Origin of the sequence: Candidatus Nanosynbacter sp. TM7-057 (genome assembly GCF_022828295.1) — a bacterium.
Taxonomy (GTDB): domain Bacteria; phylum Patescibacteriota; class Saccharimonadia; order Saccharimonadales; family Saccharimonadaceae; genus Nanosynbacter.
Genome location: NZ_JAJQJT010000002.1, coordinates 152,711 through 167,544, shown reverse-complemented (window position 1 = coordinate 167,544; position 14,834 = coordinate 152,711). Strand labels below are relative to the sequence as shown.

Sequence of the window (14,834 nt, the reverse complement as noted above, 5' to 3'; positions counted from 1 at the left end):
CACTCTGTGGTTTTTACAGGGTGCTTTATAATTTCTGGTGCGGATGGGGAGAGTCGAACTCCCATCTCAACCTTGGGAAGGTCACATAATAGCCGCTATACGACACCCGCGCTCTATAAAATTATAACACCCTTGCCAGATGGCGACAACTTTAGTACAATATAAACAGCAAGTTTGTGGCTCTTTAGCTCAGTTGGTAGAGCAGAGGCCTGAAGAGCCTTGTGTCCCCAGTTCAAGTCTGGGAGGAGCCACCAAATATTGCATTTCATTCACGACTTTGCTACAATAAATCGTGAACAACATGCGGGTATAGCTCAGTTGTTAGAGCGCTTCCTTGCCATGGAAGAGGCCAGGAGTTAGAGTCTCCTTACCCGCACCATGAAAGACTTTTCAACACTTGGAAGGTCTTTTTTGTTTGTAGATAATCCGTAAAGTACGCTGATTTCAGGAGTGTAAACATTTTCGTTTTCATCAACCCAGAATCCAGCAGGAATTAGCAATTGTTTACACCGTAAGAGACAAGGTTTTGGTAGTTCGATAAAATGCCGCCCGTACTATCGGGCAAATACAATAAAATACTCTTTCTCTAAGGTTGAGCACCTGTTCACTGTCTTCATCACCAGTTCCTCTGCATAGGCTGCTAGGCCATCTTTGTTCATCTGTACGTGTATTTTGATTTCAGGTATTTGCATTGTTTTTCAGCCTCATATTCACGACTGTTGCTTACTAGTATGCTACGCCTAAAATGACAATACGTGTAAATTATTGAGGCTGCTTCCTCCGCCTTTGCTCTTTCTGTATCCAGAAAGTGTGTTACGACATATTATTCTTAGAGCTCCGTTATGCGAAAAATCGTATTGCTTAATGTGGTAAGCCTGTAACATTCTTGTTATAGCGTATATAATAATACTATGGCGACAAAGCAGGCACACTTCGTTCCGAAAACCTACTTGAGGGGCTTTCTTTTTGATGAAAAGAAGGAAAGGGTCTATGCATACAATTCACGATCCAATTTGATTACGCCAACCAAAATAGATAAAATATGCTCACAGAGTTATCTGTACAGAGTAAAGGACAAGGACGACAACGACTCAGATGAGATTGAAGAAATGCTAGCAAAGGATATTGAACCAAAATATCAGGGTTTGTTAAATACGGTAAGGCTAGGTGAATGGATCGACAAGACGACAATAGCAGATATTTCGACATTTATTGCCCTTCAGCATTTACGAGTACCAGGTACTATGGATTTTTTTGAAGAGACGGGAATAAAATTCCTAAAGGACGCCCTAAAAGATGAATTGTCTAAACTGCTCGATGACAATGCTCGAAAAGCCATAATAGATGAGTTCAAAAAGGATGATCCTGTACGTTTTGAAAAGCTATTAAAAGAAAACCCCGATTTTACCGGTGAGTTGTCCAGGCAAGATATTCAAGATATGATTGATGAAAATAATATGAAGCTTACGATAGATATTGGGAAAAACAATGTGATTAGGGGTATATTTGAACAGGTACTACCAATAGCTGAAAAATTTATCAGGCGAGGTTGGCACATCATGTTTGCACCAGACGGCTATGAGTTTATCACAAGTGATATGCCAGCTTTTGTCGCTAAGCTTATGCCTGATGGAGTGATTCATTTTTCTTTTGGCGGCTTTGGTCGACTGGATTCCGATATTATTTTCCCAATGGCTAAAGATGTGTGTATCGTAATTAACGGACCAGAATACTTTCAAAAGGTAGGCGTAGTAACGCCTGAAACAGTAGATATCATTAATAGGATGGTATCTAGTCGACCAAACATACAATATCTTATATCAGCTCAGCGGCCTTTGGTGAAGAAGTATTCTCGCTATCTGACCTCTCCTCCACAGATGCAAGAATAAAACTCGACATTATCTGCTCAATATAAGCTGTTATCTCCCTGACGTTGCTTAATTTGCGTAACGTAGACATAAATTGCTGTTCTATTTCATTTTTATTAATGGATTGCCGAAGACTATCAGGATAAGACTTGTAGACTTCATTAATCTTTCGCTGAATAATAGTAGTTTTTGCTGCTTGATTGAGCGATTCATACTTTATAAATGATGAGAACCGTGAGCTAAGGGGTTCTCCGAGATGCTGTCGTATTTCTTGCGGTGAAGAGTAGTTTGATGTACAGACTATGAGAGTGTTTGTCATATCGACGCTATAATTCTTATCGACAAAAATGCCCTCATCAAATAACTGATAGAACGCACTATGGAAGACATTCCCAGTCTTGTCGAATTCATCAAAGATAACAACATTGGATTGTCGTTCGAGTAGGTCTGCAGCGAATGATCTGCTACTAACACTTGAGCCATAAAGATAATCTGCTAGAGAACCCGTTTGAAGCATTGAAAATTGTATACGACTAGCTTCGCCACCAAGAATCTTGGCGATTATCTTTGCAGACTCAGTTTTTCCCACACCCGTTGGTCCATAAAGCATAACAGCTACAGGCTTCTTTTTATTATTCATTAAAGGAACTAAACAACGTGAAAGCGACTTAATGGCTTTATCTTGTCCAACTATAGTACTCTCTAAACTACTAGACACCTCCTTTATTAAGTCGAGACTGACGGATTTATACAGGTAATTACGCTCAGTAACCGACTCAGACCCAAATAGCAACTTAGCCTGTTCCACAAGAAGATTTGGAGGATTAACGACATAAACTTTTTGTAGATTTGTTTCCAGGACATTTCTCCATAGAGAGTTTGTAAAGTTGTCTTTCACACTAAAGAATTCATCAGGCCAAACTATAAGAGTATCTTCTTCAAAAATGAGAAGTTCTTCCTTTTTAAATAATAGTCGTGCAGCATCAAGCTTTGAAGCGAGCTGCAACAATGTTATATGCGAGTCGACAGATTGAAGGTCGTAAACCTCGCCAAACTTATCACTTGGTCCATAGAAAAAACTGACCTCCACAGCCCCTCTAGTTTGTTGCATCGTTGAATACACCAGCTAAGATAATATCGTAGACATTTAATTTTTCGTCACCTGAAGTGATCTCCTTGTTTTCAAGAATGCGATTAAGTTCATCTTCCGTATCATTAGGATTTAGGTCTAAACCTAGAGAACGGAGCGTTGAAGTATCTGTTGTGCCCACTTTCACACCATAGTATTGAAGGTCCATATTAATAATATCCGCAAGACGATAGTTATTTCGGAATGATGTACTGTTGAAACGAAGAATTGCATTTGTTTCGCCATCCCTTACGGCATTACATTCGAGATATCCTTGCAAGTTCTTCAGTACGGAACCGAGCTTTGATATTTCCATACCCACTCCTTGCCGGTCCATAGGAACATTACCACTTGCAGCGTCTGTAATCGCCGTATAGATTGTTAGACGAGTTTCTTCCGTTAGTTGGATATCGTAGCCCGATAAATGTTCGACGCCTTTACCCTGTTCAGCTTTTTCGATGAAGTCAGTGAGTATTGTGTTTGAGATAGTGCTTCGAACAATTTTTTGCGCTTCTGCAGAAGCGTGAATATCAGACTCAAGCCGAAACATTGAAAGTAGTTTTGGCGTTTTTGCCGAGACTTCTGTGGTTGTGCCTACCTCACCTTTATTTTCATTCTCAATTTCCCGCATGTAGCGACCCTTGTCTTGTATTTCAACAAAATCAAGGGCGGTTTGTTCATCAAAATATACAATCTTTGTTAATTTACTTTTAGTCATATTCTCCTCAGTACTTACTTACCTTAATTATACCCTAGCTGCAATATTGCTTCAATCTCGTGTATTACAATAAGAGTCATTACAGCAGCAGACTTACTATGCCTATTTGGTGCTTTAGAGTCTATTAGTCAACTTCGCAATCATGTCTCGAATTAAATCTAAATATCTTAGGATTTAGCAAGAACAAACTGGGAATACAAGATATATTTGCAAGCTGCGACTGATACGATCAACTAGATACTTTGAAAAACTCATATAATAACTACGCGTAAGTCTCTTGAGGAATATGACTTGACGCCCCTCTCAGATATCTTACATAACCAATGCGAAGAATATCATCCCACCTACAGATTTCAGCCTCTATTTCGTGCAAAATTGCACATTACCCCGCACCACAAACGAAATCATTTGATTCAATTAATCCTTTTCAGGGTTTATTTAGTTTCTAAAGCGCTCTTAGCTATCAAGGCATTCTGTTCGATTTGCTCATTAGCAACAGAGGCTTTATCGGACAGTGTATAGGTTTAGCTATTTTGAGATGAATGTTCTTGATTGCTTTGTTGTTTTTTCTTCTCGACATTTCTCCAGATGCTTTTTTCAAACTTATCTAAAACACTCTGACTGTGGTGTCTGGAGAACAGTTCATATGTGCCATTAAAGTACGAAGGTAGCCCAACGCCACTGTCATATGCTACATCTTGATCAGAACGAAGAAATAAGGGTGAGGGAGTATGTTGTTTGTTTTCATCGAATCCGTCTGGAAAGTATCTATCATGATACAGCTCTTCGATTTTTTTAATAAATTCAATAACTTTCCTACTTATGCCTTTATGTCCGAGGGATTGTGCGACTGCACCGATCGTCTTAGTTTTATTTACAACCCTTAGTACGTCCATTATACTGACTTTACTATCATTGCTATTTACCGCATCTTCAAGGTATTTAAAAATAGAGCTTAAAACTTTGCTTGAGTAATCTAATTGATTATTTTCTACCCCAATCAACGAGCTTTGAAGAAGTTTATCGAGAAAATCTTCTATGTCATTAAAGTTTTTTACGGCCTCCAGCTTAGGTAAGCTAGAAGGTAATGCTGCCAACTCTGATAATAAATATTTGATTTTCTGTTTATGTATTTCATTGACCTTATCGTTGGCCAAGATCTTGGGTAAAAACTCAGACATGACGAGTATGTTTCTATTCATACTTTGAACTCCGCTACGTACACCTATAGACAAGATCGCCAATCTTTTTAGTATAGAAATGGTAAGCTCCGAGATATTTATAATTTTCTTAACCTGGTTTTCAGATATATTATCTCCAATCCCTTGCGAGGCATATGCGAATATATTATCGCCAAACACAGTCAGAGTAATATCGACCAAGTCACGGTCATTCATTACGCCCAAGATGATACAGTCCGGAACATAATCTTGCATGATACGTAGCCTACGGTCAGTTAGTTCATCTTGGATGAATATTTGATTACATACGCTAGTTAAGCTATCAACCCCATTCTTTAAGACCGGATACATATCATCAGCTCCGGAAGCTTGGACTATTATCTTATGCAGATATTTTAGAATATTCTCTATTGGATCAATACGATGTTTGAACTGCAGAGCCTTTTTAGCTATTTGGTTCAGCGCATCAGAAGCTTCAAATAGCGCATCAACATTTTTCTGTTTAATGCTATTTTCTATGACTTCCGTAAAATTATAAATTGCTGTATGATAAGCAGGGTTTTCTTCTGGTCGCTCAATATGCTGGACTTCTAGGCTTGCTATCACCACATCTTGAACATGCCTGATATATTTTCTTATTGTTACAACATCATTTTCAGCTAACGCCTTTTCCCATATAAAGTACATTTTCTCTAGACTTGTCTGGATAAAAGCCGCCACATCGCTCTCAGAGATTAGACCAGCTTTGGGGTTATACTTAATTGATGTATTGTATTTTCGAGACAGTGTATATGCTATTATTAAGTTAAATGCCAGGCGTAACCAGTTATATGCAATATATGTATCTTTTTTCTCTTTGCTGACAGAATATAGTTCAATTAATCCATCAAGGTGATTTTGTAAATTATTAACTTTAGGATGAAGCTGAGTAGCGTATATGTTAGCTTGTGTAGCACGTTTATCTTTATCAGATGTCTTATTAAGTTTAATATTCAAGATATGAGAGATTCTTTTTGCAACATAGTCCATCTCATCAATTTCTTTTTTATATTTTTTTGCCAGCATAAGTACTAACTGATCATTATTCATAAGCTTAATAAGCCTGGCGTAAGAACAGTACAAAATTATGATGGATAATAAAAGCAGAAAAAGACCGATCCTAAGCATGAGTATTTCACTATCACTATTAACAGTAATGCCAATACCAAACTCGACGATTGTTATAAGTCCCAATAGAGCGTAGCTTATATCTATTACTGTATCTCGTGCAAATATTCTGTAAAATCTTGCAGGTAAGGCTTCGCTTGATCTGGATATCAATTGCGACGTAAACGCAAAAGCAATTGCAAGCATAGACCCAGTAATCGTACCAATACTAAAAAAGTGTGAGCTTAATTCCTCAGGATTTAAAATAACATTAGAGTAATCAAAACAAATTATTAACCAAGCTAGAGATATGAATATGAATACAGCAATCCAAGTAGCTGAAAACCTTTCAATAAATCTGTATTTAATTAAGTTCCGAGTACGTAATCTTGTCGCATATAGACTCAAGCCCCATTTTTGAATATATGTAGAGAAAAATGACATAGTGTCTTTATTATACAATACCACATAAGAATAAGTCATTATACACTTGTGTTGTGGCCACGGCATGGAAAGCATGATAGAACAGTAGATATAGCCCTATACATAGGACACTTCACTCATATGTCGGATAAAATAGGCAATGCTTAGGTCGTGCTCTAATTTGACATAAGGATATACTAGCAATCCTCACTCATCTCGCTTATACTTAAACTATGAAAACTTGGCAAGATGTCGCCTCTCTTTATCAAATTTATCCGCGCAGTTTTCTAGATACGAATGGCGATGGAATTGGCGATTTGAACGGCATTACCGAGAAGCTGGATTATTTATCATGGCTGAGCGTCGATTCGATTTGGATTTCCCCATTCTTCGTATCACCACTGACCGACTTTGGCTATGATATTGCAAATTATCGAGCAATTGATCCGACTTTCGGAAAAATGGACGATTTTCAGGCGCTACTTAAAAAAGCCCATGATCTCGACATTAAAGTTATGATCGACCTCGTTCCCTGCCACACTTCAGACCAACATCCGTGGTTTCAAGAATCCAGATCTTCACGCGACAACCCCAAGCGAAATTACTATATTTGGCGCGACGGAAAAGATAATAGCGAGCCTAACAATTGGCGAAGTTTGTCTGGCGGCAGTTCGTGGGAATTTGACGAACACACTGGGCAATTTTACCTGCATTCATTCCTAAAAACGCAGCCAGATCTGAATTGGGATAATCCTGAAGTGCGTGCTGAAATGAAAAACATAGTGCGGTTTTGGTTTGATATGGGCGTCGATGGAATGCGCGTCGATGCAATTTGGGGAATTTCCAAAGATCCCAACTTTAAAGACGACTCTCCAAATCCTGATTTTTATGGCAATCCAGACGATTACGGAGCATTTATCCACGACCACTGTAAAATGGGACCGCATTTTCAAGATTACCTTCACGAGCTGGCGGCGGTTTGTGACGAATACGACGACAAGCAAATGGTGTTTGAATTTTATCCCGACGATAAGCTGGGTGATATTTATCATCAATACAGCCAAATCCTGACAGTCCACCCAAAAGCCTCGGCGTTTTTCATGGAATATCGCGACAACGAATGGCACGCTAAAAATATTGAGAAAAAAATCGAAAATTACTTGCAATCAGCAAGCTCAACCACGCCATTTTTCTGCATCGGAAATCACGATCAGCCGCGAGTCGCCTCCAGATTGGGCGAAGAACGCGCCCGTGCCCTCAGCTTCTTAAATCTCCTCACTCCAGGAATTAGCGTGGTGTATTATGGCGACGAAATTGGCATGACGAATGGAGAATTGACCACTGATGACATTCAAGATAATTTTAGCCCCGCCAATTCTGTTGTTGATAGCCGAGATCTGGAACGTACGCCAATGCAATGGAATGATTCGCAATTTGCGGGCTTTTCAAGTGCGAAACCTTGGCTTCCTGTTAATGAAAATTACACAAGAGTCAACGTTGATAGTGAGAAAATCGCAAATGATTCCCTGCTTAATATGCACCGAAAGCTGCTAAAATTACGCCAAACCTTCCCGATTCTTAAAAATGGCAATTTGAGTATTGTAGAAAACACCGGCAACGGATTTATTCTTGGATTAAAAAGAGAACTGGTTGGTCAACGTGCTTACATTTTCATCAATTTCGCAGACGAGAAACAAAGCTTCTCCATTCCAGAAAACGCCAAGGTTATTACCTCGACTCACTCTGTTAATTTAATTACCGCAGAAAATCTCCAAATGACAATTCCAGGATATTGCGGAGTTTTACTTATTGCCTAGCAACAAAAACGTTCAACTAGAACAACGTTCCCATTTCTAGATCACATTCTCCCATAGGATAAATACCCGCACATCGAGCCGCCAGATCTGCCATTTTCTTTTTAGTTTTCTCATCGTTGGCAGCCTCGGTGAGAGCTTCCAAGTCTAAATAGTAATCATCAAGAACATCTGGATAGCTGTTTTGGCTAGATTCTGTCGTATCGTTTTCTAACTCCTCGTCACTAACCTTGCTGACTTCCCCATAAGTGCCGAAGCCATCTAGCTTATTGTTCAATATTACTCGTTGCGAATTTGTGTTTGTTCCACTTGGCAAATAATCAATACACGGCATTTCTCTATATTCCTCCTCTTTTCACTTTATCTATAAATTATTATACACCGCCACCAGATGTAGTGGTAGAGTTAACTTCACAACACTATCAAACAACGACGTTTTTCATCCCGTCCAGTTAATTCACTCTTAATTATAAGCAGTCAGGATCAAATCGCCGTCTACATACTCGCCCAAAAATACATCTCCATAAGATTCTAAGCCTCGTTTTTTAAGCTGACCAAGCAACCATTTCTCGTCTTTTCCAATTACGTCCAAGATATCAGCTTGCAATTGACCGTCCGTTATTAACGGGAATTTCGGATTTTCCTCGCCTTTGTGCGAAATAATGAGCTCGCCATCCTGTTCAACAACAGCCCTTTTCACGTCTTTCGTCGAGTAAATATTATGAGTTCGAAGCTTGAAAGAAACATCATGAGCACTTAAGCCGACCTTCTCACAATTTTCGATATTTATCTTCCCATTGTCTATAATTATCAAAGCTTTACCGTCAATCAGTTGCTTAGCCTTAACGCTATGCTTCTTTATCCACTTCAGTGTTAACACTAGCACGCACCATATGCACAAAATCCCAACATAGTCCAAAATCTTAATATCATTGTTATAAATAACGCCACCAATAATACCACCAAGTACGTAATTCTGAACTTGATCACTAGCGGAAGATGGTGCCAAATTACCTTTTCCTGTAACGTTAATTATTATCGTCAGTGCAAAAAATCCGATCAATAATTTTATTGCCACTAAAATAAATTCATTCATAATTTACCTGCTTTTTCCTATTAAAAACGCTCTGATATTTATCAGAACGCTCATCAGACTTATTTCAATCGCAGGAACTTGGTGAGGTGCGCCTCCCCATAACTACGACTGTCCACCACAACAGTTTTGTCTTGAACCGGCACCTCACCTATTCCTGGATGTGATAATATCATAGTTCCACCCGGTTTGAGTAGTCTCATTAACTTGGAAACTGTGGAAAACTGTGGATTATGGTACGGCGGATCGGCAAAAATAATATCAAACTCCCCTGTTGAGCTCGCGCTTTCCAACCAATTTATTATCGTTGTTTTTATTACAATAGATTTTTCTTCGACGCCCAAAATGCTTATGTTTTCAGCAATTACTCGCTGAGCGACTCGATCTCGCTCCACAAAAACCGCCGACTCTGCGCCGCGACTTAATGCCTCTAACCCAACAGCACCAGACCCCGCAAAAGCATCCAAAACCCGCGCGCCGCGTATCGATTCACCTAAAGAATTGAACATAGCTGAGCGCACTCGCTCGCCCATAGGATGTGTCGTTGAGCCGGGCGGAGTTTTTATAAATCGTCCGCCAAATTCGCCAGAGATAATCCTAACTCTCACTTTTTTCCGCCTCGAGCTTCCAGACAGACGCCAGCCAACCCAACATCACCGACTTTATAATAATCGGCATCAGCTCGCGATTTGTCTGCCAAGCAAGGTCTGTCGTCCAGCCGCTCTTGCTAAAATTGTCATACATTTTCATCGATGCCACGGCGTGAACTTGGTCCAAATAATACTCACGATAGCCGTGATTTTTCACTTGCAATATCTCATCACTACTCGGAATTGCGTCCTTAAAACGCGGATATGCCACCACGCTAGCCACGCCAGCCTCAAACGCCACGTGTGTCGTCATCATACCTTTGGCGCCCCAGAATTTCCAGTTGTTCTTAATCAGTTCAATTCCATTATCGCCCTTCATGAGATTTTTCTTCAAAATTGAGGTTCGCGTCTCCAACCCTTCACCGCCACGAAGTTCCGCCATAGCTTGTTCCAGAGGAAAATGATGCGCTGGAGTCAAACCGTCGGTAATCGCGTGCGCCATCCAAGCTGCCTCAAACGCTGCTCGCTCGGAATTATTTGTTCGCAGTGCTCGGGCTAAATTGCCAATATGTCCGTCAATCATTTCCAAGAGCGCAGTGTCGTTCGGATCGTCCGGATTTATAAAATGCCAAGGCTCGTCCACAGCCGGACTTTTTCGCTTAACGCCATCAGGACCATTCTTTCCCTCAAAATGAAGAATGTTTTTAATGTCAGGAAAATCACACCAACCCGGAAGAATTGGTTTTATATTTTTCCTTGCGACTCGATCTATTTTTTGGTGAACACCAATAAATCGACCAGAGCCATCCCTAATTGTTGTTCCTGCATACATATTAATTTAAAACAGTTAATCGCTGATAGCGACTGACGGCGTGCGCCAGATGATTATATTGTAGCAAATCTTGCCCCTCTTTGACAAAGCGTTCGGCTTCGACTTGAGCGCGAGCAATTAGCGCCGTATCCGCCAGCGAGGCAATTTTCAAGTTCAAATCCCCGTGTTGCATTTTGCCGTAAATCTCGCCAGGTCCACGCAATTTCAAATCAACCTCCGCCAAATAAAACCCATCTTGCGATTTCTCAATCTCCCGAAGTCGTTGGCTCGGCTTATCATGACCGCTCATCATCAGATGGCAAAAACTCTGATGTTTCCCGCGCCCAACTCGACCGCGCAATTGATGTAATTGGCTCAATCCGAAATTGTCCGCATTTTCAATCAACATCACTGTCGCATTCGGTACATTCACACCAACCTCAACCACGGTCGTGCTGACTAGCATATCCAGCTCGCCGTCCGCAAATTTCTGCATCACTTCAGCTTTTTCTTCAGCAGGAAGCTTTCCGTGCAACAACCCAACTCGACGATGGCTGAAAATAGTCTTGGACAATTTATTATATTCCGCCTCCACCGATTTTTTATCATTGTCTGGATTATCGTCAATCAACGGACAAATAACGTAAGCTTGGCGACCTTTGGCTAGCTCATTTTCAATCGATTCGTAAAGCTTCGGAGCTGAGGCTGGCGACCAAATCTTAGTCTGAATCGGCTGACGACCAGAGGGCAACTCGTCCAAAATGGAAATATCCAACTCTCCGTACAATGTCAGCGCCAAGCTGCGCGGAATTGGCGTGGCGGTCATACTTAAAAGATGTGGCATAAAATCAGACTTTTCCAACAAAGCTTGTCGTTGCTTTACGCCAAATCGATGCTGCTCGTCAATCACCGCAAACCCCAATTTATGATACGCAACTTTTTCTTGAATTAGCGCGTGCGTGCCGACCACAACATCAATGTTACCGCTAGCTAAATTATCCAACAATTGACTGCGCGCCGCACCTTTCACATGGCCCGTCAGAAGCGCAACAGACACACCAAATGGCGACAATAACTCGTCAAGCGTTTTCGCATGTTGCTGCGCCAAAATCTCCGTCGGCGCCATAATCGCCGTCTGGAAGCCAGCCTTCGCCACTTCCGCCGCCACCAGACCCGCAACGACAGTTTTTCCCGAGCCAACATCTCCTTGCAATAACCGATTCATCGGATGATCAGACTCCAGATCTTGCAGAATTTGCCACGCAGCTCGGCGCTGAGCGTTCGTCAAAGGAAACGGCAATTGACTGACAAAACTCTTCACGACCGACTTATTAAACGGAATCTTCCAGCCTGTTAATCTGGTCTGTTCTTGCTTATTAAATTGTGCCGCCAATATCATTTCGAACAGCTCCTCAAACGCCAGGCGCTCACGACCACGGGAAATTTCCTCGTGAGTTTTTGGCGCGTGAAGAAATTTAACCGCCTCAGAACGACTAACCAATTTTTGGCGCTGAATAATATTTTCCGGCAAAGTCTCGGGCAAAAAATCCATAATCGGACGAATATTTTTCATCAAATCTTGCACGGTTTTTGGGCGGATATTTTTTATCGATTTATAAATCGGCTGAATTCCAGATGCGTTTTCTATCGTTGTCTTAGCAACTTCTTTTGCTAACTCGACGGACGGATTGTTGATTTGATAGCGATTATATTGCATACCAAATTGGCCAGAAAAAATAAATTCCGCATCAGATTTTAATTGCGTTTCGCGATACGGCTGATTGAACCAAACCGCCTTAACTTTGCCTGATTTATCCGCCAAAACCGCGGTCGTAATTCTAAGTCCGCGCCGAACAATACGCGTCGAAACCGACTCGCAGCGCGCCTTAACCGTAACTTTTCCCGGCTGAAGATCTGCGATATTAACCGCAGTTGAATAGTCGTCATATGCTCGCGGTAAGAAATTCAGGGCATCAGAAACCGTCGTAAGACCGGCCGCCGCTAGAGCCTGAGCAGTTTTCGGCCCGACGCCTTTAATTTGCTCGAGAGGAGTTGCTAGTTTCATCTACGAAACGGCGTTGATGCCTTCCAGAGCGTAGGCTGTATCTTCCCAGCCTCTCACGCCGATTGAATCTACACCCATTTGCTTCACTGGAAAATCATTGCCGCCTTCTTCAATTTTATCGCCAAAGAACAGCGTTTCTTCTTTCGACCAGCCGTTCAGTTCAAGCAACCTGCCAATTCCATAAGCCTTATCAATTCCCGGAAGCGTGATATCAGTGCTGGTCGTACCACCAATCCGCACCTCAAGCCCAGGCAGCTTCTCAGCCACCTTGTCGCGATATATCGGACGGACATCCTTATATTTTTCAGCCCACGCATATTTATCTTCAGGTGTAGCTTGCTGACCCAAAGCCGACATAGTAATCTGACTATGTCGATCTTCAATTATTTCACCCGCAGGATTCTCACACCAAATGCCCATTTCCTTCGCAACTTCTTCCAACGCCGCGGTTATCTGAGTTTTTTGCTCGTCAGACAAATCATTCGCATACTGAATTTTCCATTCATCATCGGCGGCGTCAAATCGATAATATCGAGTGCCGCAAGTCGGCATCGCGTGGAACTTCTGAAGCAACTCTGGAGTAACGTTCAATCTGTCAATCACTTGCTTCTTTATCTGTTGAAAAGTACCTCCCGTAATCACGCAAACGTCATAATTCTCAAGTAATCGACTAAGAATCCCCGCCATACGGTCGCTAATTGGCGATTTTGTAATTGCTAGCGTATCATCCAAATCAAACCCGATAATTTTTTTCATTATTCATTCTCCCCCATAATTAGCACAAATGTATTTTTGCCTTTTTTCAGCAGCGACGTGTCATTGACGACTTTGTTTTCGGCAAGTTTTTCGCCGTTTAGGCTAATGGCGCCAGATTTTAACAATCGCTTTGCTTCGCCATTAGAGCCAACCGCACCGGATTCTACCAGCGCTTCAATCACATCAATTCCAGCATCAACGCAAGGAATTTCTTCAGCCAAAGCACCTAAATCATCGTCCGACAATTTCTTAAAATCGCCACCACAGAACAACACTTCAGTTACGCGCTCAACAGATTCACGACGCGCGCTACCGTGAACAATGTCAGTAACTTCACGCGCCAGAACTTTCTGGGCCGAACGAGCACCAGGATTTACGGCATGATTTTCAGCAATAGCCTCAATGGTATCGCGATCCAACATCGTAAATATCTTCATATATTCAATCGCGCTCTCGTCATCGACATTCAGCCAGAATTGATAGAATTTATAGACGCTGGTTTTATTTTCATCAAGCCAAACCGCGCCACCTTCAGATTTACCGAATTTACGACCAGTCGACTTATTGATAAGTAGCGGCGCAGTCATTGCATAAACTTCAGTGTTTTCTTTTTTGCGAATCAGATCCACGCCAGATAATAAATTACCCCATTGATCCGATCCACCAATTTGCAGATTCACGCCATATTGATTAAATAGATGCCAAAAATCATAGCCCTGAAGCAAAGTGTAAGTGAACTCCGCAAAACTCAAACCTTTGCCGTTGTTAATGCGCGCCTTGAAAAATTCGCGGCTCACCAAATCTGCCATATTGAAATTCTTACCGATATCGCGAAGAAACGGCAACAATTCCAGCTCAGCCAGCCAGTCAGCGTTATCAACCAAAGTAAAATCTCGTCCAGCAAAAATCCTCGAAACTTGGGATTTTAAGGCTTGCTTATTATGCTCAATTTCCTCGTACGAAAGCAAATTTCGCTCTTCCGTGTCGCGCATATCGCCAATCATTCCCGTGCCACCACCAACGAGCAAAAACACCTTATGTCCGCGCTCCAGAAAATGTCGAACCATCATATAAACCGCCAAATGCCCAACATGTAAGCTGTCCGCCGAAGGATCCGTCCCCAGATAGAGCGTGAAATTCTCCGAATCGATAAGTTTGTCGTCAGTAAATGTGGTCTGATTCCAGAATCCACGCCATTGTAATTCTTCTGATAATTTCATATCACTCCTTTTCTATATAT

The 14,834-nt window shown here is 41.5% G+C and carries 12 protein-coding genes and 3 tRNA genes; 4 read left to right on the top strand and 11 right to left on the bottom strand.

The genetic code is table 11. The annotated features are described in order from the left end of the window. Positions 1-35 precede the first annotated feature (35 nt). A tRNA-Gly gene (locus LRM45_RS03485) sits at positions 36-110 on the bottom strand. Positions 111-178: 68 nt separating this feature from the next. Between LRM45_RS03485 and LRM45_RS03480 the strand changes: the two genes are divergently transcribed. The 3 genes from LRM45_RS03480 (at position 179) to LRM45_RS03470 (ending at position 1,889) form a co-directional block, all read left to right on the top strand. Beyond that, positions 179-254: transfer RNA gene (locus tag LRM45_RS03480), tRNA-Phe, on the top strand. A 49-nt stretch (positions 255-303) separates the two neighbouring features. Continuing rightward, positions 304-379 (top strand) — tRNA-Gly (locus tag LRM45_RS03475). 532 nt (positions 380-911) lie between these two features. After that, positions 912-1,889 (top strand): DUF4238 domain-containing protein, encoded by a 978-nt coding sequence (locus LRM45_RS03470; RefSeq protein ID WP_243826777.1) that lies wholly within the window; start codon positions 912-914, stop codon positions 1,887-1,889. On the opposite strand, the gene LRM45_RS03465 is transcribed toward LRM45_RS03470, so the two are convergent. From LRM45_RS03465 to LRM45_RS03455, 3 genes are all read right to left on the bottom strand, one after another. Further along, the gene (locus LRM45_RS03465; RefSeq protein WP_243826776.1) at positions 1,816-2,979 is read right to left on the bottom strand and encodes an AAA family ATPase; all 1,164 of its coding nucleotides are present in this window, start codon (positions 2,977-2,979) and stop codon (positions 1,816-1,818) included. The genes LRM45_RS03470 and LRM45_RS03465 overlap by 74 nt on opposite strands. After that, on the bottom strand, positions 2,966-3,715 hold the full coding sequence (locus LRM45_RS03460) for a DUF6414 family protein (protein WP_243826775.1): 750 nt from the start codon (positions 3,713-3,715) through the stop codon (positions 2,966-2,968). The genes LRM45_RS03465 and LRM45_RS03460 overlap by 14 nt, the downstream gene beginning before the upstream one ends. A gap of 524 nt (positions 3,716-4,239) precedes the next feature. Further along, the gene (locus LRM45_RS03455; RefSeq protein WP_243826774.1) at positions 4,240-6,486 is read right to left on the bottom strand and encodes a hypothetical protein; all 2,247 of its coding nucleotides are present in this window, start codon (positions 6,484-6,486) and stop codon (positions 4,240-4,242) included. Positions 6,487-6,698: 212 nt separating this feature from the next. Between LRM45_RS03455 and LRM45_RS03450 the strand changes: the two genes are divergently transcribed. Then, a complete protein-coding gene (locus LRM45_RS03450) occupies positions 6,699-8,282 on the top strand; it encodes an alpha-amylase family glycosyl hydrolase (RefSeq protein WP_243826773.1) in 1,584 nt (527 codons plus the stop codon). A gap of 16 nt (positions 8,283-8,298) precedes the next feature. Here the strand turns inward: LRM45_RS03450 and LRM45_RS03445 are convergent, their stop codons facing one another. The 7 genes from LRM45_RS03445 to tyrS all read right to left on the bottom strand — a co-directional run bounded on the left by LRM45_RS03445 (position 8,299) and on the right by tyrS (position 14,814). Then, a complete protein-coding gene (locus LRM45_RS03445) occupies positions 8,299-8,613 on the bottom strand; it encodes a hypothetical protein (RefSeq protein WP_243826772.1) in 315 nt (104 codons plus the stop codon). 129 nt (positions 8,614-8,742) lie between these two features. Continuing rightward, positions 8,743-9,375: a DUF421 domain-containing protein gene (locus tag LRM45_RS03440; RefSeq protein ID WP_129637248.1), complete on the bottom strand. Its 633-nt coding sequence runs from the start codon at positions 9,373-9,375 to the stop codon at positions 8,743-8,745. A 59-nt stretch (positions 9,376-9,434) separates the two neighbouring features. Further along, positions 9,435-9,980 carry a 16S rRNA (guanine(966)-N(2))-methyltransferase RsmD gene (rsmD, locus tag LRM45_RS03435; RefSeq protein ID WP_243826771.1) on the bottom strand — a complete coding sequence of 182 codons (546 nt, stop codon included), beginning with the start codon at positions 9,978-9,980 and terminating at the stop codon, positions 9,435-9,437. Beyond that, a complete protein-coding gene (locus LRM45_RS03430) occupies positions 9,970-10,794 on the bottom strand; it encodes a phospholipase C/P1 nuclease family protein (protein ID WP_243826770.1) in 825 nt (274 codons plus the stop codon). The genes rsmD and LRM45_RS03430 overlap by 11 nt, the downstream gene beginning before the upstream one ends. 1 nt (position 10,795) lies before the next feature. Beyond that, the gene (gene recG / locus LRM45_RS03425; protein WP_243826769.1) at positions 10,796-12,838 is read right to left on the bottom strand and encodes an ATP-dependent DNA helicase RecG; all 2,043 of its coding nucleotides are present in this window, start codon (positions 12,836-12,838) and stop codon (positions 10,796-10,798) included. Continuing rightward, positions 12,839-13,594 carry an HAD-IIB family hydrolase gene (locus LRM45_RS03420; protein ID WP_178142960.1) on the bottom strand — a complete coding sequence of 252 codons (756 nt, stop codon included), beginning with the start codon at positions 13,592-13,594 and terminating at the stop codon, positions 12,839-12,841. Next, complete coding sequence (gene tyrS / locus LRM45_RS03415; protein ID WP_243826768.1) at positions 13,594-14,814, bottom strand: tyrosine--tRNA ligase; 1,221 nt, start codon at positions 14,812-14,814, stop codon at positions 13,594-13,596. Before tyrS ends, LRM45_RS03420 begins: the two co-directional genes overlap by 1 nt. Between the last annotated feature and the right edge of the window lie 20 nt (positions 14,815-14,834).